This window comes from Bradyrhizobium sp. SZCCHNPS1003 (assembly GCF_032381555.1).
Classification (GTDB): Bacteria; Pseudomonadota; Alphaproteobacteria; order Rhizobiales; family Xanthobacteraceae; genus Bradyrhizobium.
Genome location: NZ_JAUHIU010000001.1, coordinates 278,803 through 299,745 on the forward strand (window position 1 = coordinate 278,803; position 20,943 = coordinate 299,745).

General features: G+C 65.3%; 19 protein-coding genes. 3 read left to right on the plus strand and 16 right to left on the minus strand.

The annotated features are described in order from the left end of the window. Position 1: 1 nt before the first annotated feature. From QX126_RS01280 to cyoA, 7 genes are read right to left on the minus strand one after another with little or no spacing between them, the layout of a single operon-like run. Positions 2 to 535 carry a response regulator transcription factor gene (locus QX126_RS01280; protein ID WP_315713466.1) on the minus strand — a complete coding sequence of 178 codons (534 nt, stop codon included), beginning with the start codon at positions 533 to 535 and terminating at the stop codon, positions 2 to 4. Further along, positions 525 to 1,874, minus strand: a complete 1,350-nt coding sequence (locus tag QX126_RS01285) for an ATP-binding protein (protein WP_315778824.1) — start codon at positions 1,872 to 1,874, stop codon at positions 525 to 527. Before QX126_RS01285 ends, QX126_RS01280 begins: the two co-directional genes overlap by 11 nt. A 46-nt stretch (positions 1,875 to 1,920) precedes the next feature. After that, entirely contained in the window at positions 1,921 to 2,754 is an 834-nt protein-coding gene (locus QX126_RS01290) for an SURF1 family protein (protein ID WP_315778826.1), read from the minus strand. Next, entirely contained in the window at positions 2,754 to 3,119 is a 366-nt protein-coding gene (cyoD, locus tag QX126_RS01295) for a cytochrome o ubiquinol oxidase subunit IV (RefSeq protein ID WP_315778828.1), read from the minus strand. The genes QX126_RS01290 and cyoD overlap by 1 nt, the downstream gene beginning before the upstream one ends. Continuing rightward, complete coding sequence (gene cyoC / locus QX126_RS01300) at positions 3,116 to 3,745, minus strand: cytochrome o ubiquinol oxidase subunit III (protein WP_315778830.1); 630 nt, start codon at positions 3,743 to 3,745, stop codon at positions 3,116 to 3,118. The genes cyoD and cyoC overlap by 4 nt, the downstream gene beginning before the upstream one ends. Beyond that, positions 3,742 to 5,751 carry a cytochrome o ubiquinol oxidase subunit I gene (gene cyoB / locus QX126_RS01305; protein ID WP_315778833.1) on the minus strand — a complete coding sequence of 670 codons (2,010 nt, stop codon included), beginning with the start codon at positions 5,749 to 5,751 and terminating at the stop codon, positions 3,742 to 3,744. Before cyoB ends, cyoC begins: the two co-directional genes overlap by 4 nt. A gap of 10 nt (positions 5,752 to 5,761) precedes the next feature. Further along, positions 5,762 to 6,937 (minus strand): ubiquinol oxidase subunit II, encoded by a 1,176-nt coding sequence (gene cyoA, locus QX126_RS01310; protein WP_315778835.1) that lies wholly within the window; start codon positions 6,935 to 6,937, stop codon positions 5,762 to 5,764. A 152-nt stretch (positions 6,938 to 7,089) separates the two neighbouring features. Here cyoA and QX126_RS01315 point away from each other — a divergent pair, with 152 nt between their 5' ends. Next, positions 7,090 to 8,400 (plus strand): MFS transporter, encoded by a 1,311-nt coding sequence (locus QX126_RS01315; protein ID WP_315778837.1) that lies wholly within the window; start codon positions 7,090 to 7,092, stop codon positions 8,398 to 8,400. 4 nt (positions 8,401 to 8,404) lie between these two features. Here the strand turns inward: QX126_RS01315 and QX126_RS01320 are convergent, their stop codons facing one another. The 7 genes from QX126_RS01320 to QX126_RS01350 form a co-directional block, all read right to left on the minus strand. Then, positions 8,405 to 10,117 carry a thiamine pyrophosphate-binding protein gene (locus QX126_RS01320; RefSeq protein WP_315778839.1) on the minus strand — a complete coding sequence of 571 codons (1,713 nt, stop codon included), beginning with the start codon at positions 10,115 to 10,117 and terminating at the stop codon, positions 8,405 to 8,407. 28 nt (positions 10,118 to 10,145) lie between these two features. After that, on the minus strand, positions 10,146 to 11,084 hold the full coding sequence (locus tag QX126_RS01325) for an AEC family transporter (RefSeq protein WP_315778841.1): 939 nt from the start codon (positions 11,082 to 11,084) through the stop codon (positions 10,146 to 10,148). Positions 11,085 to 11,121: 37 nt separating this feature from the next. Further along, positions 11,122 to 12,675: an AMP-binding protein gene (locus tag QX126_RS01330; protein ID WP_315778843.1), complete on the minus strand. Its 1,554-nt coding sequence runs from the start codon at positions 12,673 to 12,675 to the stop codon at positions 11,122 to 11,124. An 81-nt stretch (positions 12,676 to 12,756) separates the two neighbouring features. Further along, positions 12,757 to 13,389, minus strand: coding sequence for a hypothetical protein (locus tag QX126_RS01335; protein ID WP_315778845.1), 633 nt, complete (start codon positions 13,387 to 13,389; stop codon positions 12,757 to 12,759). After that, on the minus strand, positions 13,386 to 13,916 hold the full coding sequence (locus tag QX126_RS01340) for a c-type cytochrome (protein ID WP_315778846.1): 531 nt from the start codon (positions 13,914 to 13,916) through the stop codon (positions 13,386 to 13,388). Before QX126_RS01340 ends, QX126_RS01335 begins: the two co-directional genes overlap by 4 nt. 66 nt (positions 13,917 to 13,982) lie before the next feature. Further along, the gene (locus tag QX126_RS01345; RefSeq protein WP_315778848.1) at positions 13,983 to 15,761 is read right to left on the minus strand and encodes a PQQ-dependent dehydrogenase, methanol/ethanol family; all 1,779 of its coding nucleotides are present in this window, start codon (positions 15,759 to 15,761) and stop codon (positions 13,983 to 13,985) included. Positions 15,762 to 15,852: 91 nt separating this feature from the next. Continuing rightward, a complete protein-coding gene (locus QX126_RS01350; RefSeq protein ID WP_315778850.1) occupies positions 15,853 to 16,377 on the minus strand; it encodes a copper chaperone PCu(A)C in 525 nt (174 codons plus the stop codon). A gap of 138 nt (positions 16,378 to 16,515) precedes the next feature. Here QX126_RS01350 and QX126_RS01355 point away from each other — a divergent pair, with 138 nt between their 5' ends. Next, positions 16,516 to 17,229, plus strand: a complete 714-nt coding sequence (locus QX126_RS01355) for a GntR family transcriptional regulator (RefSeq protein WP_315778852.1) — start codon at positions 16,516 to 16,518, stop codon at positions 17,227 to 17,229. A gap of 100 nt (positions 17,230 to 17,329) precedes the next feature. Continuing rightward, positions 17,330 to 18,016: a GntR family transcriptional regulator gene (locus tag QX126_RS01360; protein ID WP_315736729.1), complete on the plus strand. Its 687-nt coding sequence runs from the start codon at positions 17,330 to 17,332 to the stop codon at positions 18,014 to 18,016. A 121-nt stretch (positions 18,017 to 18,137) separates the two neighbouring features. Here the strand turns inward: QX126_RS01360 and QX126_RS01365 are convergent, their stop codons facing one another. Beyond that, positions 18,138 to 19,505, minus strand: a complete 1,368-nt coding sequence (locus tag QX126_RS01365) for a sensor histidine kinase (protein ID WP_315778854.1) — start codon at positions 19,503 to 19,505, stop codon at positions 18,138 to 18,140. After that, entirely contained in the window at positions 19,480 to 20,937 is a 1,458-nt protein-coding gene (locus QX126_RS01370) for a sigma-54 dependent transcriptional regulator (protein WP_315778855.1), read from the minus strand. The genes QX126_RS01365 and QX126_RS01370 overlap by 26 nt, the downstream gene beginning before the upstream one ends. Positions 20,938 to 20,943 lie beyond the last annotated feature (6 nt).

The following is a 20,943-nucleotide window of genomic DNA, read 5'->3' on the forward strand; positions in this document are numbered from 1 at the left end:
TCTACTTCACCGGGCGTTTCTCCAGCTTGCGCGCGAGCGTCCGGCGATGCATGCCGAGCCGTCTTGCAGCTTCGGAGATGTTGAAGTCGGTCTCGATCAGGGTCTGGTGGATGCGCTCCCATTCCAGCGTCTTGATCGAGGTGGAGCGCTCGGCCAGGGCCACTTGCGCATTGCCCTGCGCCTTGCGGAACGCCTCCTCGATGTCGTCGGTGTTCGACGGCTTGGCCAGATAGTGGCAGGCGCCGAGCTTGATCGCCTCGACCGCCGTCGCGATGCTCGCGAAGCCGGTGAGCACCACGATCAGCATCTCCGGATCATGAGCATGCAGCTTCTCGACGCAGACGAGACCTGAGGCGCCGCCGAGCTTGAGATCGACGACGGCATAGCCGAACGTCTTTTCTTTGAGGATCTCGTCGACGTCCTCGAGCGAGCCGGCGACGACGGCCTCGTAGCCGCGCCGTTCGAACGACCGCTTCAGGGTGCGTGCAAAACCGTCATCATCCTCGACGATCAAGAGGGACAGGTCATTCGCCATCGCGCTCTCCAATGACAAGCGTCGACAACGGCAGTGACAGCCGCACGGTCGCCCCACGTCCCCGGTGGTTCCAGGCCGATACGCTGCCGCCCAGCTTGCGGATCACGTTGACCACCAGGAAAAGGCCGAGGCCGCGGCCCGGGCGGCCCTTGCTCGACTGATAGGGACGTCCGAGTTGACCTAGCATCGCCGGATCAAAGCCCGGCCCGCGATCGCTGACGCTGAGCAGCAGCTGATCACCATCTCGTTCGGCCACGAACTCCACCCACTCGCGCGAGACTTCGAACGCGTTGTCGAGCACGTTGACGATCGCCTGCTTCAGCGCGACGTCGGAGACGATCGCCGGATCCGAGCCGAACTCGTTGCGGAACATCAGATTGCGTGCCGAGCGCGCCACGCTCCATTCGGCGACCAGCGTCGTCAGGAACGCCTTCAACGTCGTGGGCGCCGAGCCTTCGCCGCGCGCCTGACCGGCCGAGACCAGGATGTCGGTGACGATCGACTTGCAGCGCTGCACCGCCGCTTCCATTTCCGTGAAATCCTCCGCGAGCGCCGGATCGGCAGAGATCGCGGTCATGCGGTGCCAATCGTTCAGGATCACCGAGATCGACGCCAGCGGCGTGCCGAGCTCATGCGCGGCGCCTGAGGCGAGCAGGCCCATGCGGATGATGTGATCCTGCTCGACTGCGTGCTGGCGCAGATCGGCAAGCTTGGCGTCGCGCTCGCGCAGGTTCCGGTTGATGCGGGTGACGAAGACGACGAGCAGCACGGCGTCGAGCACGAAGCCGACGAACATGCCGGTGATGTGCAGGGCGAAGGCATCGCTGACGTGATGCTGCGGCAGTTGCAGGGGTCGGTACTCGATGGTGAGCCAGATGAAGCTGAGCACCGTCAGCGCGACCAGCGACCAGGACGAGCGCGCATCGAGCAGCACGGCCCCCAGCGTGACCTGCAGCAGATAGAGGCACGTGAACGGATTCGACGCGCCGCCGGTGAGATAGAGCTCCGACGTCAACGCCACGACGTCGAGCATCAGGGCGATCAGCAGGTGACGATTGCCGACGTCGTCATGCGTGCGCAGCCAGATATGGCTGGCGATATTGAGCGCCACCAGCGCGCAGATGATCGCCGCCATCGGCAGCAGCGGCAGCGCAATGCCGAACCAGGTGGTCACGAAGCCGATGGTGACGATCTGACCGACCACGGCGATCCAGCGCAGCTGGATCAGCAGCACCATGTTCTTGCGGTTGGTCGCGTCCTTCGTCGGCAGCGGCGCGTTGATCTCGGGTGTGGCGGTCGCGGCCACGGCCCCCGGCAGATTAGGGGCCTCGCTTCTCATGAGGCCACGTCCGATCTCCGCCGGCAGAACGGCGAGCTTCGATCCCTCAAGACGCCGCCCCGCATCCACCCATGTCCTGCCGCCGCTGATCCCATTCCACATCCTGCGCCGCCGGCGCTTCGCGCTCACTCTGCCCGCGGCGGAGCCGCTGCAGCCCGGCGCCGGCCAGCATGAGGGCCAATGTAAACCAGGTCAGCGCGTAAACCAGATGGTTGTTCGGAAACGAGATCACCGTGAGTCCCCCGATCGGAAGCCCGCCGGGATTCGGGGTCGCATCGGCATCGACGAAGAACGGTGCGACGTCGGACAGACCGCGCGCCGCCGCGATCGCCACGACGTCACGTGAATACCAGCGATTGTCCGCGGGATCGTTGTGGCGCAGGAAGCCGCCGCCCGGCTCGGAGATCCGCAGCAATCCGGTCACGCCGACCGTGCCATCGGGGTTCCCGGCGCTGCGGCTCGCCGGCGCACGGCGGTCCGCGGGCACGAAGCCGCGATTGACGAGCACGGTGCCGGCGGCGGTCTGCAGCGGCGTCACCACCCAATAGCCGGAGCCCTCGACCGTCAGCGCCTGGACCAGCGTCTCGCGGTCGTTGAGGAAGCGGCCGCTCAACGTTATCAGCTTGTACTCGTCGTCGCTGCGATCGATGGCCGGCCAATCCGCCGGGCTCGGCGCCGGCACGGGCGCGGCATGAACGCGGCGCTCGACGCGATCGATCAGGTCGAGCTTCCAGGCCCGCCGCTCGATCTGCCAGACGCCCAGCGCCAGCAGCATCGCGACGCAGGCAACCCACGCCGCGCCGATCGCGAGCCGCAGCGCGCCGAATCGCCCGCGGCTGGCCTCGTCGCGTTCCCCTGCCCCGTCGGCAGGAGCTGACATCACGGCGTCTGGCCCATCTCGTGCACCGGCATCATGTTCGTGGTCAGGTGATGCATGACCCAGAGCGAGCCGCTGAGCGCAATCACCACCATGATGATCGTGAAGATCAGCGCCATCATGGTCCAGCCACCCTCGGCCTTGGTGTTCATGTGCAGGAAGAAGACCATGTGGACGACGACCTGCACGGCCGCGAACACCATGATGATCAGCGCCGTGGCCTGCTTGTCGAGCGAGCCGGTCATGACCAGCAGGAACGGGATGGCGGTGAGGACGACCGAGGCGCCGAAGCCGATCAGTTGACCCGAGCGCGTGCCGGCATGGTCGTCGGCGGAACCGTGCGCGTGAGCATGGACATCAGAGCTCATCGAAGCATCCCCATCAGATAGACGAAGGTGAAGACACCGATCCAGATCACGTCGAGGAAGTGCCAGAACATGCTCAGGCAGACCAGCCGCCGCCGGTTGGCCTCGATCAGGCCGTGAGTCCTGACCTGCACCATCAGGGTGACCAGCCAAACCAGACCGAACGTCACGTGCAGGCCGTGGGTTCCAACCAAGGTGAAGAACGACGACAGGAAGGCGCTACGCTGCGGCGTCGCGCCCTCATGGATCATGTGCGCGAACTCGGTCAGCTCGATGCCGAGGAAGGCGAGGCCGAACAGCCCCGTCACCACGAGCCAAACCTGCATCGCGCCAACGCGGTTCCGCTGCATCGACAGCATCGCGAAGCCATAGGTGAGCGACGACAGCAGCAGGAACGAGGTGTTGACCGCGACCAGCGACAGGTCGAACAGGTCCTTCGGCGCGGGACCTGCCGCGTATTTGGCGCCGAGCACGCCATACACGGCGAACAGGATCGCAAAGATGAGACAGTCGCTCATCAGATAGATCCAGAAGCCGAGCATCGTGCTGCTGCCTTCGGGATGCTCGTGCTCGTCGACGACATAGAAGACCGGCTCCCCGGCCTTCAGAGTGCCCATCGCAACGGTCATGACTTGGCTCCTGCGGCGAGCAGCTCGGTGCGCGCACGCTCGGCGCTGACAACCTCATCGGCCGCGATGTGGAAGCTGCGGTGATAGTTGAAGGTGTGGCCGATCGCGACCGCGAGCAGCGCGATGAAGCTGCCGGCCGCCATCCACCACATGTACCAGATCAGGCCGAACGCCATGGTGGTGCTGAGGCCCGCCAGGATCACGCCGGTACCGGTGTTGCTCGGCATGTGGATGGCCTTGAAGCCGGCGAGCGGACGCGTGTAGCCGCGGCGCTTCATGTCCCACCAGGCGTCATTGTCGTGGACCACAGGCGTGAAGGCGAAGTTGTAGGCGGGCGGCGGCGACGACGTCGCCCACTCCAGGGTGCGCGCATTCCACGGATCGCCGGAGACGTCGGCGAGCTGCTCGCGGCGGAGGATGCTGACCGCGATCTGGATCAGGAAGCTCGCGATGCCCAGCAGGATCAGGAAGGCGCCGATGCCGGCGACGACGAACCAGATCTGCAGGCTCGGATCGTCGAAGGTGCGCAGCCGACGGGTCACGCCCATCAGGCCGAGCACGTAGAGCGGCATGAACGCGAAGTAGAAACCGACGGTCCAGAACCAGAACGACATCTTGCCCCAGAACGGATCGAGCCTGAAGCCGAACGCCTTCGGGAACCAGTAGGCGATGCCGGCGAACAGGCCGAACAGCACGCCGCCGATGATGACGTTGTGGAAATGCGCGACCAGGAAAAGGCTGTTGTGCAAGACGAAGTCGGCCGGCGGCACCGCGAGCAGCACGCCGGTCATGCCGCCGATCACGAAGGTCAGCATGAAGGCGACCGTCCACATCATCGGCAGCTCGAAGCGGATGCGGCCGCGATACATCGTGAACAGCCAGTTGAACATCTTCGCCCCCGTCGGGATCGAGATGATCATCGTGGTGATGCCGAAGAAGGAGTTCACGCTGGCGCCGGAGCCCATCGTGAAGAAATGGTGCAGCCAGACCAGGTACGACAGGATCGTGATCACGACCGTGGCGTAGACCATCGAGGTGTAGCCGAACAGGCGCTTGCCCGAGAAGGTCGAGGTCACCTCGGAGAAGATGCCGAAAGCCGGCAGGATGAGGATGTAGACCTCCGGATGGCCCCAGATCCAGATGAGGTTGACATACATCATCGGGTCGCCGCCGAAATCATTGGTGAAGAAGTTGGTGCCGACGTAGCGGTCGAGCGACAGCAGCGCCAGCACCGCCGTCAGCACCGGGAAGGAGGCGACGATCAGCACGTTGGTGCACAGTGAAGTCCAGGTGAAGACCGGCATCTTCATCATGGTCATGCCGGGCGCACGCATCTTGACGATGGTGCAGATCAGGTTGACGCCGGACAGCAGCGTGCCGACGCCGGCGACCTGCAGGGCCCAGATGTAATAGTCGACGCCGACATCCGGACTGTAGGAGAGGTTCGACAGCGGCGGATAGGCCAGCCAGCCGGTGCGCGCGAACTCGCCCACGAACAGCGAGCACATCACCAGCACCGCGCCCGACGTGGTCATCCAGAAGCTGAAATTGTTGAGAAACGGGAACGACACGTCGCGGGCGCCGATCTGCAGCGGCACGACATAGTTCATCAGACCGGTGACCAGCGGCATCGCCACGAAGAAGATCATGATCACGCCGTGCGCCGTGAACACCTGATCATAATGGTGCGAGTTCAGATAACCCTCGGAGCCGTTGAAGGCGATCGCCTGCTGGAGGCGCATCATCAGCGCATCGGCGAAGCCGCGCAGCAGCATGACGATGCCGAGCACCATGTACATGATGCCGATGCGCTTGTGGTCGACGGTGGTGAACCACTCCTTCCACAGATAGCCCCACAGCCGCAAATAGGTGATAGCGCCGAAAAGCGCGATGCCGCCGAGCGCGACCATCGCGAAGGTGCCGACGATGATCGGCTCGTGCAGCGGCAGCGACTCCAGCGTGAGCCGGCCGAAGATCAATCGGGTGAGATCTGACGTGTCGAACATGATGTGACCCTCACGAATCCGACTTGGAGGCTGGCCCCGTGATGAAAGACGCCTTCGACGGCCGCAGCAGGCTGGGCCGTTCGAGGCCGCGGCCCTGCAGCGGCGTCCAATCGAGCGGCGCGAGAACGGTGGGCGACGATTCCGCAGCCATGCGCGTGACCTGGTCGCCCGGCAGGCAGACGCCGCCGGCGACGTAGCTCGGCTCGCCACCGAACACCGTGCCGCGGCCGGCGAACTTGTCGTAGGCGAGCGGCAGTGTGTTGCGGACGCCGGCCAGGCCCATGCCGCCTCTCGCGTCGATCGCCATCATCTCGCTCATGCACATCTTGCCCGATTCGACGCACATGTTGAGGATGGCGCGGAACAGGTCAGCATCGACCGAGGCGAAATGGCGGACCGGCTCGTCGGTGCTGGGACGCTCAAGCACGAGATAATCCGGCTTGCCGAGGTGATTGCCACTGGCCTTCGCCTTCTCGATCCAGCCGGAAAACTCCGCATCCGACAGACCATGAAAGGCAAAGCGCATGCTGGAAAAGCCGGCACCACTATAGTTGGCCGAGAAGCCGCGATAGACGCCGGGCTTGTTGATGACCGCGTGCAGCCGGCTCTGCATGCCCGGCATCGCATAGATCTGGCCGGCCAGAGCGGGGATGTAGAACGAGTTCATCACCGAGGACGAGGTGATCTTGAAATCCAGCGGCCGGTTCACCGGTGCGGCGAGTTCATTGACGCTGGCGACGCCGTATTCCGGGTAGATGAACAGCCACTTCCAATCGAGCGCGACAACGTTCACCTCGAGCGGCTTGTCCTGCGGCGTCACCGGACGATCGACCGCGATGCGCCCGAGCGTGCGGTAGGGATCGAGCAGATGCGTGCCCATCCATGTGACCGCGCCCAGGCAGATGATGATGAGCAGCGGCGCCGCCCAGATCAGCAGCTCAAGCTGGGTGGAGTGATCCCAATCCGGCGTATACGTCGCCGCCTGGTTCGACTGGCGGTAGCGCCAGGCCACGATCGCCGTCGCCGCCATGACGGGCACCACGATCAAGAGCATCAGCACGGTCGCGATGATCACGAGATCGCGCTGCTGGGCGGCGACGTCGCCCGAGGGCGCGAGCACCACCAGATTGCAGCCACCGAGCGCGAGCCCCAGCGGCAGCAGAGCCAAGGATTTCCAGTAACGCACGCTCAACCTCGTCAAGGCGGATCTCTGAACGAGGCCTCACCTAGCGACCGGACGACACGGCCGACATTGGACAATTTGTCCAATACCGGAGCGGCGCCGAGGACGACAATTACGGGGCGTGAATAGAGTACGAGAGGACTGCAGGCAGCGCGATGACACAGGCAGCGGCGACCGCCGACGGCGAAACCCATCTCTCCCGCACGCATGAGGCGCATCCGGGCGAGATCGCGATCGGCGTGATCATCGGGCGGACGTCGGAGTTCTTCGACTTCTTCGTCTATGCCATCGCCTCGGTGATCGTGTTTCCGCGCTTGGTGTTTCCGTTTGCGGACGAGCTGACGCAGACCCTGTATTCGTTCGCGCTGTTCGCGCTCGCCTTCCTCGCGCGTCCGTTCGGCAGCGTGATCTTCATGGCGATCGACCGCCGCTACGGCAAGAGCGCCAAGCTGATCACCGCATTGTTCCTGCTGGGCACCTCGACCGTCGCGATCGCGTTCCTGCCGAGCTACCACACCGTCGGTGCGGCGGCGATCTGGCTGCTGGCGCTGGCGCGGATCGGCCAGGGTCTCGCCTGGGGCGGCGCCTGGGACGGGCTGGCGTCGCTGCTCGCGATGAATGCGCCGGAGCACCAGCGCGGCTGGTACGCGATGATTCCGCAGCTCGGCGCGCCGCTCGGGCTGATCGTCGCCAGCGTGCTATTCGCGTTCTTCGTCGGTTATCTCTCCGCGGCCGACTTCTTCGACTGGGGCTGGCGGTACCCGTTCTTCGTGGCGTTTGCCATCAACGTCGTGGCGCTGTTCGCGCGGCTGCGCATGGTCGTGACGCCGGAGTATGACGAGCTGTTCCAGTCGCGCGAATTGCAACCGGCACGCGTCATCACCACGGTTCGGCACGAGGGCCGCAACATCGTGATCGGCGCCTTCGCGCCGCTGGCGAGCTTCGCGCTGTTCCACATGGTGACGGTGTTTCCGCTGTCCTGGGTGTTCCTGTTCACCAAGGAGACGCCGGCGCGCTTCCTGCTCATCGAGGCCGTCGGTGCGGTGTTCGGCGTCGTCGCCATTGTCGCGTCTGGCATGCTGGCCGACCGTATCGGACGCAAATCGCTCTTGATCGGCTCGGCAATCGCAATCGCGGTGTTCTCGGGCTTCGCGCCGCAACTGCTCGACGCCGGCCCGGTCGGCGAGACCATCTACATGGTGCTCGGCTTCATCCTGCTCGGCCTGTCGTTCGGCCAGTCATCGGGCGCGATCGCGTCGAACTTCGCCCGCACCTATCGTTACACGGCCTCGGCCCTGACCGCCGACTTGGCGTGGTTGTTCGGCGCCGGCTTCGCGCCGCTGGCGGCGCTGCTGCTGGCGTCGTATTTCGGCCTTCTGTCAGCCGGTGGCTATCTGCTCTCGGGCGCCGTCTGCACCCTACTCGCGCTGTGGCTCAGCGCGCCGCGGCAGCTGCAGCAGGTGTGAGGCCTCACGAGCCGCGCCACTTCCGTTCCGCCTCGTCCCACGCCGCGAGCGGCTGCAGGTCCGGCACCCAGGCGAGGCCAGTCTTGGCGTCCGACGACACCGCTTCCGGCGTGACGACCATGTCGAGCAGCGCCGGGCGGTTGGCCAGCGCGCGCTGGATTGCGGGGCCGAGCTGCTCCTCGGTCTCGACGCGCTCGGCATGCATGCCGAAGGCGCGCGCCATGGCGGCGTGATCGGCGAATTGCAGCTTCGTGCCGACGACCTTGCCGTGTGTCACCGCCTGGTCGTGCACCTCGATCTGCCAGGCGCCGTTGTTGGCGACGACGATCAGCACCGGCGCCTTGTGGCGCACCGCGGTGTCGACCTCGATCGCGTTGAAGCCGAACGCACCGTCGCCGGTCGCGACCACCACCGGTTTGTCGGGAAAGGCGAGGCTCGCAGCGATGCCATAGGGCACGCCGATGCCGATGCAGCCGAACGGGCCGGGATCGAGCATCAAGGGCGCGCTGAGGCCAACGCGGGCAAAGGACAGGAAATCGCCGCCGTCGGTGATGACCACGGCGTCATTTCCGATCGCCTCCTGCAGCGCCGAGAGCACGCGATTCGGATGCAGCCGCCCGTCCGAGCCGGCCGGCGCCGTCGCCATGCTCTGCTTCAGCTTGGCCGCGCGCTCCTGATGCGCGGCCCGCAGTTTTGCGGCCCATTGCCGATCGACGGCCGATTCGCGGTTGCCCGCCAGCGCCACCATCGCGCGCAAGGTCTCCGCTGGTGTCGCCAGGATCTCGGCCCCACCGCGCCGATTGTCGCGCAGCTCGCTCGCGGTGTCGCTGATGCGGACGAATTTGGCGTCCTTGAACACGGCCGGGGAGCCGTAGGCGAGCTGGAAGTCGAGCCGGCGGCCGACCGTCAGCACCACGCCGGCATCGCCCATCACGGCGCCGCGCATCGCACCGACGACCGAGGGATGATCGTCGGGCACAAGCCCCCTGCTCTCGCCGGTGTCGAGATAGACGGCGCCGAGCCGGTCGAGCAGCGCGATCAGCTCGGGCCCGGCGCCGCGCGCGCCGCGGCCGGAGATGACGAGCACACGGCGCGCCGACCACAACAGCTCGACCGCCTTCTCGACCTCGGCCGGATCAGGCCGTGTCGCCGCGCGCGGCTTCGGCGCAAGATGCTCCTCGAGTTGCAGCGCCTTCGGCACGACGCCGCGCAGCGTATCGACGGGAAAATCGATGAACACAGGCCCCGGCTCGCCGCCGTCGCCGACGGCGCGGGAGATCGCCTCGTCGAGCTCCTGCAGCACCAGCGACGGCTCGCGCACGGTGCGCGCATAGCGCGTGATCGAGCGCACGAGCTGGGTGTGATCCATGTCCTGCAGGCCACCGCGGTTCTCCTGCGGCCGCGGATTGCCGCCCGACATCACCAGCACCGGCGCGCGCGAGACGTGGGCATTGGCGATGCCGGTGATCGCGTTGGTCACGCCCGGCCCCGCGGTGACCAGCGCGACGCCGAGCTCGCCGGTGAGCTCGGCATGCGCCTGCGCCATGTGCACGGCGGCGCGCTCGTCGCGCACGTCGATGATGCGGATGCCTTCCGCATCGAGCCGCATCCAGATCGGCATAATGTGGCCGCCGCACAGCGCGAACACGCGGCTGACGCCGCGGCGCTTGAGCAGGCGGGCGATCAGATCGGCGGCACTGTCGGGAGAGATCTTCATCTGACGACTCCTGCGGATGGTGACGTGATCAGCCCGGCGCGAGCCAGGCCACGAGCAGCGAGACGGTGAGAACGGCTGACATGTGCGAGACGAGAATCGAGCCCGAGGTGACGCCGGCCTCCAGACCATAGAGCTTGGCGATCGTGAACGGCCCGGAGCCGATCGGCAGCGCGCTCAGGATCACGGCGGAATGCGACCACAGCGGCGGCATCGAGAACACGTGGAAGGCAAGCAGCGCGGTGACCGCCGGCTGCATCACGAGCTTCAGCGATACGAGAATGCCGATCGAAGCCGCATCGTGCGTCACCACCCGTTCCTGCGCCAGGAACAGGCCGATGCACACGAGCGCCGCCGGCGATGCTGCTCCACCAAGCAAAGTCGTGAAGCTCAGGAACGGCGCTGGCAATGCAAAGCCGCTGAGGCCCACCGCGAGCCCGGCCACGGGCGCGATGAACAACGGGCTCGTCAGCAGCGAACGCGCGACCTTGGCGACCGTCGCCCCGAGCGTGGCGCCCTTCTGAAGATCCATCTCGACGACCACGATCGCGAACAGGAACAGCACGCAGGCCGTGAACAAGGTGGCGATGATCGAGGCCGGCGCGCTGTCCGGGCCGAACACCAGGAGGCACATCGGAATGCCCATGAAGCCGACATTGCTGTAGCCGGCGTCCAGTCCCTCGATGCTGGCGTTGGCAACGCGACGGCCGCGCAGACGGCTGATCACGAAACCGGTCGCGAACGTCGCGGCAATGCCGCCGCAGAAGGCGCCGATGAAGCCGAACTGGCTGACCTGCTCGACGCCGATCCTGGACATCGCCGTGAAGATCAGCGCCGGCAGCGCCAGATAGACCGCGAAGCGATTGAGATTGTCGGTCGCAGTGCGGTCGAACACACCGAACCAGCCGCACAGGAATCCGGTCAGGATCAGCGCGAAGATCGGAAGAGCGGAATTGAGGACGGCCTGCATCGCAGCTACATATCAGACCGTACGGCATTGCAGCGACTCACTGCGTAAATCTCTTCTTCAATTCGCGATGCAGGATCTTGCCTGTCGCGTTGCGCGGCATCTCGCTATCGGTGATGAAGGCGTAAGAGCGCGGCCGCTTGAAGCCGGCGAGCCGTTCTTTTGCCCATTCGACCAGCTCGCCCTCCTTCACCGCCATGCCGTCGCGCGGCACGATCACGGCATGGACGCGCTCGCCCCATTTGTCGTCGGGCAGGCCGATCACCGCGATGTCCTTGACACCAGGATGGGCACCGACCATCGCCTCGACCTCGGAGGGATAGATGTTCTCGCCGCCGGAGATGATCATGTTGCTCTTGCGGTCGGCGAGATGGATGTAGCCGTCGGCATCGCGACGGGCCATGTCGCCGACCGAGCAGTAGTCGCCGCGGAACGCCTCCTTGGTCTTCTCCGGCAGACGCCAATAGCAATCGAAGGTGTGAGCGTTCGAGGAATAGAGCTCGCCTGCCTCGCCGTCTGGCACCTCATGTCCCGCGTCATCCAAGATGCGGATGGGCGCGGCGCCGACGCATTCGCGCCCGACCGAGCCGAGCTTGGTGAACTGCTCATGCGGATGCAGCATGGTGACCCAGCCGGTCTCGGTCGCGCCATAGAGCTCGTAGAGCCCGGACTTCGGGAACATCTCCATCACCTCGCGCTTGGTCTCCGGGCGGGCCGGCGCCGAGGAGATCATCAGCTTGGTGACCGCGCTGAAATCATGCTGTGCGCGCACCGCGCGCGGCAGATCCAGCATCATGATGTAGTGCGTCGGGACCAGCGAGGTGAACGTGGAGCCGCCGTCCGCAAGCGTCGTCACGGCGTGCTCGGGATCGAAACTCTTGCGCGAATAGATCGAGTTGACGCCACCGATATAACCGAACGCGCCGAAGAAGTTCAGCGAGTTGGCGTGGCACATCGGCATCACCAGCAGCGCGCCGTCATTGCGGCTCAGCTTCAGCTCGATCTCGGTGACCATCGACAGGAGGACAGCACTGCGATGGCTGCGCAGCACGCCCTTCGGCTTGCCGGTGGTGCCGGAGGTGTACATCAAGGTCCAGGGATCGGACAGCGCGACCTGCTGGTCGGGCTCCCGATCCGCGGCCATCGCAATGATGTCCTCATAGCCGCGATAGCCTGCCGGACGCGGCTTCGCGCCGAAATGGATGAAGCGGTCATCGGCGATGCCGAGATCCGTGCGCGCCTCCTCGACCAGGCCGACGAGTTCGTCCTGCACGATCATCGCCGCCGCTTCGGCGTTCTGGACGATGAACTGCACCTCGGACGCGGTGAGGCGGAAATTGATCGGCAGCGCCACCAACCCGGCTTTGGCTGTGGCCGCATAGATCTCGCACCATTCGACGCAATTGTAGGCAAGGATCGCAACGCGATCGCCCTTGGCAAGGCCGAGCCCGAGCAGCGCGTTGGCGAGCCGGCACGTGCGCTCATTCCACAACGCAAAGCTCATCGCACGTTCGAGATCGCGGGCACCGGTGCGCTCCGGCGACATGCGCGCATGGGCCGACAGCATCTGCCCGAAATTCAAGAGATCCCTCATCGTCGTTTCCTCCCGGCAACCGGGTTCACGACGCCGACTGGCGCGCGCCTCCAGCGGAGCGCGATGAAGGTCGGCGGCGGGCTAGTTGATATCCTTGGTGATCCGCACCAGCGTCTGATCGACGAAGCTCTTGGCGTCCTGATCCGGCTTGCGGAACAGCTCGCGCTCGACCGTCAGCGTCCGACCGGGCACCGTCTTCTTGCAGACCTCGCGCAGGAACACGCCGCCGACCGGCTGCTCGCCCGCCGTCGGCTCCAGCTCCTTGCAGTCCCAACCCTCGGCGCCATAGCGCGACTTCACCTGGTTGCCGAGCAGGAACGCCTTCTTGCGAATGTAGAGCCGCGCCTTCGGATCGGTCTCGATCGTCAGGCCAGTGACGGTGCCCTTGTCGTCGACCAGGACCGTCAGCAGCACGGGATGACCGGCCACCTTGGTGCCGTCCTGGCTGGTCTCCGGATCGAAATCGAAACGCACCGCATGCCGCGCCTGCTCGTCCGCGGGACAATCGCGCCACGCCGACCACGCATTGAGCTTGCGGTTTGGGTCCTTGGCGCAGGTCAGATTGACATAGCCCTCACTAGGCAGGTCGCCGACCGGCATGCCGACGGTGATGTCACGCAGATCGTAGTTCGGCACGGCCTGCGCGGAGGCCGCATACGTCAAGAAGGACAGCACGAACGTGGCGAAGATCGCAGCGCAGGTTGGCCGTTTCATTTCGATGGCTCGCTTGCAGGCTTGCTGGCATTCGCCTTGTAGATATCGCAGACCCGGGACGTGTTGCCGAAGAAGGCGGTACACTCGTCGTAGCTCGGCTCGCCGCGTCCCTTGATGTGCGCGAGCACGTAGTCCGCGACCGCCTCGATATCGTTGGGCCGCAGGAACACGCCGCCTTCGGGCGGCATGCGCTCGCCGACATCCCGGCGGCTCAGGTCGTAGCATTTCGCCGTGTCATAGGAGCCTCGCGCAAAGTACGGCATGCCCGTGCCGGGACGGCCGCAGGTGACGGTCTCGACGATGTGCTGGCGGTCGAGCTCGGTCTTGCGCAGCGACAGCGCGTCGCCGCCGTAGCCGCCGCCGCCATTGCCGTGCCATTTGTGGCAGCCGACACAGTTCGCACGCTTGAACACGGCTTTGCCGGCATCGGTCGGATCTGCCGGCGCCGCAGACTGCGCCAATGCGAGCGAAGCGGAGCCGAGGACGAGAGCCGACGCCACAGCGAGTGTGATCGCACTGAGTTTCATCTGTTTTTCTTGTCGAACAGGGGGTGAGGACGGAGCGGAGGCTATGCCTCCGCTCCGCAATCGACTTCACAGCGAGAAGACGTAGAGCATCGAGCCGGGCTGGATCTTCTTCAGCTCGGGCGTGGATTCGATGAACCACTTGTCCCAGGCGCCGCCGAGACCGACCAGGATCGCGACATACTGCTTGCCGTCGACCGAGAACGTCACGGGAGGCGCATTGACGCCGCCGCCGGTGTTGAACTCCCACAGCTTCTGCAGAGTCTTGGCATCGAGCGCCATCACCTCGCCCGAGGGCTGGCCGGTGATGACGAGATCAGGCGTCGAAAGCATGCCCCCGAGGTTCGGGAACGGCGTCTCCAACTTGCCGGCGATCTTGCCGGTGGTGACGTCGATCGCGGTCACGCTGCCCGTGATCTTGAACGGCTGGCTCGGTCCGCCGCCGGTCCAGAATTCGCGCGGCTTGAGCTTGTCCTTGGTCGCCTCCTCGACGGTGATCCGGTTGCAGCTCTCGATGACCGGGATGTACCAGAGCTTCAGGTCCGGATTGTAGGAGGTCGGCGGCCAGTTCTTGCCGCCCATGTTGCCCGGGCAGATGTCCGCGACCTTGTTCTCGCGATGCGGCGTTACCGACGCATTGTAGCGCTGCACCGGGTTCTTCGGATCATACTCGATCGGCTTGCCGGTCTCGGCATCGAGCCCCTTGGTCCAGGTGACCTTCTTGACGAAGGGCAGACCCCAGATGAACTTGCCGCTGGTGCGGTCGATCGCATAGGCGAAGCCATTGCGGTCGGCTTCGAGCGCGAGCTTCAGGGTCGAGCCGTTCGGCGCGGGCACATCGACCAGGACGTTCTCGGCGACGCTATCGTAGTCGTAGGGATCGTTCGGCGTGTGCTGATAGTGCCACTTGATCTTGCCGGTGTTGGCATCGAGCGCCAGCGAGCTGTCGGTGTAGAGGTTGTCGCCCGGACGATAGGCGTTGTCCCAGTCCGGACCGGGATTGCCGACGCCCCAGATGATGGTGTCGGTCGCCGGATCATAGGTGCCCGTGACCCAGGTCGAGCCGCCGCCGGCCGCAGCCGCGTCGTTGCTGTCCTTCCAGGTCTCGCTGCCCGGCTCTCCCTTCCCCGGAATGGTGTGGGTGCGCCAGACCTCCTTCTGCGTGCCGAGATCGGTCGCAGCGATCCAGCCGCGGATGCCGTATTCGGCGCCGGCCACGCCCGAGATCGCCATGTTCTTCACGATCAGCGGCGCACCGGTGATGACCTCGCCCTTGTCGGGATCGGCAACCTGGCGCTGCCAGGCAACCTGGCCGGTCTCCTTGTTGGTCGCAATCAGGCGGCCGTCGAGCGTATGCGAGACGACCAGATCGCCCCACAGCGCGACGCCGCGATTGTCGACGCCGCAGCAGGCGATGGCGCCGGCCCAGTCGTGATCCGTCTTCGGATCCATCTTCCAGACCAGTTGGCCTTTGCCACCGCGCGCGTCGATCTTGTAGACCGAGCCCCAGCCGTCGGTGACGTAGATCATGCCGTTCTCGACGATCGGCGTGCCTTCGAGACCGCCGTGGCTCCAGATGCCGCCGCCCTCGACGCCGCCGAGATGCATCGTCCAGGCGACCTTCAGGTTCTTGACGTTATCCTTGTTGATCTCCTTCAGTGCCGAGAACCGTGTGCCCGAGTAGTTCTTATGATGGTGGAGCCAGTTGCCGGCTTCCTTGTCGGCGTTAAGCAGCCGTTCGGGGGTCATTTCGTCGGCGGCCTGCGCCGGCGATGCAAGCTGGAAACAGGCGAAGGCTGCGCTGGCCAGCAGCACCGCCCGCAGGGTCGACCTGACGTTAGTCCTCATCGTTTCCTTCTCCCATTATATTGATTATGAGTTGGAGCGAATACCGCTCCGCCAAGCGCGGCGGCGGAGGGCAGCAGGCGACAAACACGCTTCAAGGCGACTTGCGAACCTCGACCTCCGTTTCGATGGATCCTGCTTTCTGGAATACGATCGTGCAGGTGAAGCGCTTGCCTGGCTCGAGCGGCTCCCGCGTCTGCAGCAGCATCACGTGATAGGCGGTCGGCAGCAGCACCAGCGTGCTGCCCGCGGCAATTGGAATGTTGGGAATGGAGCGCATCGCCGGCGCGCCTTCGCCGCGGTCGACGGTGTGCCGCTCCGAAAAATTGGCGATCGGACAACGCACGCGCATCAACGCTTCCGGCGCGGTCGTGTCATTCTTGATCGTGATCAGCAACGGGATGTCGCGTCCCACCTCGGGCGCCGCCGGCACCCACGCATCGGACAAGGTCAAGCCTTCACCGGCCACCCCAAACGCAGGCGCCATCGCGGCAAACGACGCGACCGAGGCCACCAGCAATGCGCGCGACAGCACCGGCATCATGCCGGCGCGCACGCCGCCCTCCGAGCGCGCGGACCAAACCTGATCGCGCTCCAGACTGGTCGGATCTTCCGACAACGGAGTCCCTCCCTATTTGGCCGCTTTTTAACTTGCCTTAACGCAGCGTCCTTTTTTGAATTCGTACTCTGAATTCGAATACATCGCAAATGGATTTTCGGACTTGACATGCTAATGTGCGGCAAAATGTGATGACCCATGCGAATCGTGCCCGCCGCTCCCTCTCTGGTCGACCAGGTCGTCGAAGCGATCACTGACGAGATCGTCAGCGGCGTTCTCACGCCAGGCTCGCGGCTGATCCAGGACGATCTGGCCCAGGCTTATGGGGTATCGCGCCAGCCGGTTCAGCAGGCGCTGATCCTGCTCCGCGGCTGCGGGCTGGTGCAGAGCGCGCCCGGCCGCGGCCTGATCGTGGCGCCGCTCGACCCCGGCTTCGTTCGGGACCTCTATGAGATGCGCGCGGTGCTCGAAGGCCTCGCGGCGCGGCTGGCCGCCGAGCGCGCGAGCGATCGCGCCGCGCGCGAAGGTCCGGCGTACATCGCGGCCGGCCAAGAGGCGGTGAAGAGCGGGCTCGTCAACCGCAAGATCGAGACCGACATCGCCTTCCATTGCTTCCTCGGCGACCTCTCCGGCAACGCGCTGATCGGCGAGACGATGGCACCACATTGGCCGTGCCTGAAGCGGGTGATGTCCGACGTGCTGCAGAAGGAGCAGAGCATGTCCCGGGCGGTCTGGGACGAGCATGAGGACATTCTTGCAGCCGTGATCGAGGGCCGCAGCGACGAGGCCGAACGGCTGAGCCGCGAGCACATTTCACGCGCGGCCAGTGTGTTCATCCATCACCTCGAAATCCAGCAGGACAGCAAGCCCAAGCAGCGGCGAACGCTCACTGCGCGGAAATTCTCGCTATGACCCCGTTCAGACCGACATCGGCCGCAATGCGAGCGCCGGGCTCCGGCACGGCAGCTCCACATTCGCGACCGGACATCACACCTGATCCCGTGGAGGCCGTGTGCCGCCGCTGAAGACACAGCCGAGCCTGACCGAACGCGTCTACGAGCGCATTCTCTCCGACATCGTCGGCGGCGAACTGCCGGAATCGGCCCGCCTCATTCAGGACGATCTGGCCCGCGACCTCGGCGTATCGCGCCAGCCGGTGCAGCAGGCGCTGCTGCTGCTGCGCAATCACGGCTTTGTGCGCGAGGCGCCGGGCCGCGGCCTGGAAGTCGCACCGATCGACACCGACTTCATCCGCAACCTCTATGAAATACGCGCGGTCGCCGAGGGCCTCGCCTGCCGGCTCGCGGCGACCCGCGGCGCCAAGCGAGCGGCCGAGGAAGGCCCGAATTTGATCGAGCAGGGCCGGAGCGCCGAGCGCGAGCATTCGGTCGAAAAGCTGATCGAGGCCGACGTCAAGTTTCATGAATTCCTCTACGAGATCTCCGGCAACTCCGTCATCCAGGACACCACCCTGCCGCATTGGCTGCATCTGCGCCGGCTGATGGGCGAGGTGCTGATGCGCGACGAGACGCCGCGGCGGATCTGGGATCAGCATGAGGACATCCTGCGGGCGGTGATCGCGGGCGATGCGCAGAAGGCCGAGGATCTCGCACGGCAGCACATCACGCGAACCGCAACCGTGCTGCTGGCGCGGTTGACCAATCAGCGCGAGCGCGTGCCGGTCGCGACGGCGTCCTGATCACCTCAAGCTTGGCTTCTGCCCGCAACATCCGACGGCACCGCCGTCAGGAACCCCCGCATCGTTTCGAAGGGATACCCAGCATCCCACTTCAGCGTCGGCAGCAGCCCCGCCGCTATGGTCAAGCCGCCGGCAAGCTGAAAGAGAACGTGGCGCCGCCCTGCGGCTCGTTGGTCGCGGACAGCTCGCCGCCGTGCTCGCGGACGATGCCGTAGCTGATCCACAGCCCGAGCCCCGTCCCCTCCCCGACGCGCTTGGTCGTGAAGAACGGCTCGAAGATGTGGGTCATGTGATCCTTGTCGATGCCGGGGCCGTTATCGGTGATGCGAAAGGCGATCTCGTTGCCCTGGCGCGCCACCGCGACCAGAAGACGCGGCAGGTCGGTCGATCGCATCGCGTCGATCGCGTTCTCCACGAGGTTGACGATCACCTGATGCAGCTGGCCTTCGTTGCCGGAGATCCACAGATCCGGCTCGACCTCGATCTGGATGTCGACACGATGCTGCTTGGTGCGCCCTGCCCACAGCACGGCGGTATTGATCAGCCGTTCGATGTTGACGCGCTCGACCTCGCCGAGCTTCGAGAACGACAGGCGGCGCAGGTTCTTGACGATCTCGCTGATGCGCACCGCACCTTCCAGCGTGCCGTCGATCAGCGGCCCGAAATCCTCCAGGATGGCGTCGATCCTCAGATCCGAGCGAAGCGCGGCGATGTCCTCGCTGACCGGCTGCTCATGGATGGCATCGAGATAGCCGACCAGCGAGGTGCGGTAGCGCATCAGGGTGTGGATGTTGCCATAGACGAAGCTGATCGGATTGTTCAGCTCGTGGGCCACGCCCGCGACGAGCCGGCCGAGGCTTGCCATCTTCTCCTGCTCGACCAATTGCCGCTGCGCCCGCTGCAGCTCCTGATGCGCCTTGTGCAGGGCCTCATAGGCGCGGCGCAGCTCGCCGATCGGACGGCCCGTCAGCACGACGCCGATGAAGCGGCCGCGATGGTCATGCCGCGGCGAGCTGTTGATCGCGAACAGGTCGGAGCTGACGCCGGCCGCCGCGGCAAAGCGCAATTCACCGTCGACCACTTCGGCGCTGCTGCGCGGCTTCAGCAGCGAGACAAGTTTGGGCCGATGATCGGGATCAATCATCTCGGCGATATCGCGACCGGCGATGTCAGCCAAGGCCCGTCCCGATGTCTGCAGAAAGGCGGAGTTGGCCTGCTGCACCGTGCCCCTGGCGTCACAGACGACCAGGATGTCGGAGACGGACTCGATGACATTGGTGACGAACGCCTGGGCTTCCTCGAGCTCGGCGTTCTTGTGCTCGAGATCGACCTCGTAGCGCAGCAGGTCGGAATAGACCTCGTCCATCTTGCGGATCACTTCGATCCACACGCCTTCGCGCTCGCTGTCGAGTTCGAGCGTGCTGCTGCTCGCGATCAGCTTGAGCAGCGTGTCAGCCCCGGACTCAGGAGAGTGAGTGGTCTTTGCCATGTTTCTTCAGATCGTATCTCGACAATTTGTTCCGGAGCCCCACCCGCGACAGGCCGAGCTCGCTGGCGACGCGACTGATGTTACCATCATATTTCTCCAGACAGTGAACGATGATGGTCTTTTCGAGATCCTCGACCCTGTCCTTCAGGCTCCCGGAACCATTGAGCTTGCCATTGGGGATCGCGGGCGCGGCGCGGCGTGCGCTGCGCCGGGCGGCGAACGGCGGACAGCGCAGCTCGTCGGCATCGGCCAGCACGGCCATGCGCTGGATCTCGTTCTGCAGCTCGCGGACATTGCCGGGCCAGTGATAGCGGGAGAATTCCTCCAGCGCCGCCGGCGCGAACCGCAGATGCGGCCGGTTGAACGATGTCTTCACCGCCGACAGCACGCCCTCGGCGATCAGCGGAATGTCCATCGGACGCTCGCGCAAGGACGGCATGTGCACCGGAAACGCGGCGAGCCGGTAGTACAGATCGCGGCGGAAGCGGCCGGCCTCGACTTCGGCCTCGAGATCCCGGTTGGTGGCAGCGACCACGCGCACGTCGACCTGGCGCACGCGCTGCGCGCCGAGCGGTCGGATCTCGCTCTCCTGCAGCACGCGGAGGAGCTTGACCTGAAATGCCGGCGAGGTCTCGCCGATCTCGTCGAGAAAGATGGTGCCGCCATCGGCAACCTCGAACAGGCCGATGCGGTCCTGATAGGCGCCGGTGAAGGCGCCCTTCTTGCAGCCGAACAGCTCGCTTTCGAGCAGCTCATCCGGCAGCGCGCCGCAATTCTCGACGACGAACGCCTTGGTGGCCCGCGCGGAGCCGTAGTGAATCGCGCGCGCCAAGAGCTCCTTGCCGGTGCCGGATTCGCCGGTGATCAAGACCGAGATGTCGTAGTCGGCGGCGCGCCGGCCGAGCTCGATCACGTTGCGCATCGGGCTCGCCGCCGAATGCACGATGCGGTCGAAATCGTAGAGCTGCTTGGCGGCGCCGCGCTTGACCGACACCACCTTCTTGATATGGGCCGGCGTGGCCTTCACGTCAACGCCGGCGGTCTCCGTCTCCTTCTGCAGCCGGTACAGCTGCACGGCCTCGCGGACGATCTCGATCAGGCGATCCGGCTGCCAGGGCTTTGTGATGTACTGATAGATGCCGGCCTCGTTGAGGCCGGCGATGATGTCCTCGGAGTCCGAATAGCCGGAGATGATCATCCGTACAGGGTCGGGCCACATCTCGCGCACGCGCTTCAGGAAGCTGACGCCGGACTCCTGCGGCATGCGCTGGTCGCAGATCACGGCATGCACGATCTCGCCTTCGAGCAGCTTCTCGGCATCGTTCGTGTTGCCTGCACACAAGACCTCGAAATCCTGGTTGAGGACGCGGCGCAGCGCCTCCTGCGACCGGACCTCGTCATCCACGACCAGTATCGTTCCCTGGATGCCCATCGCGCG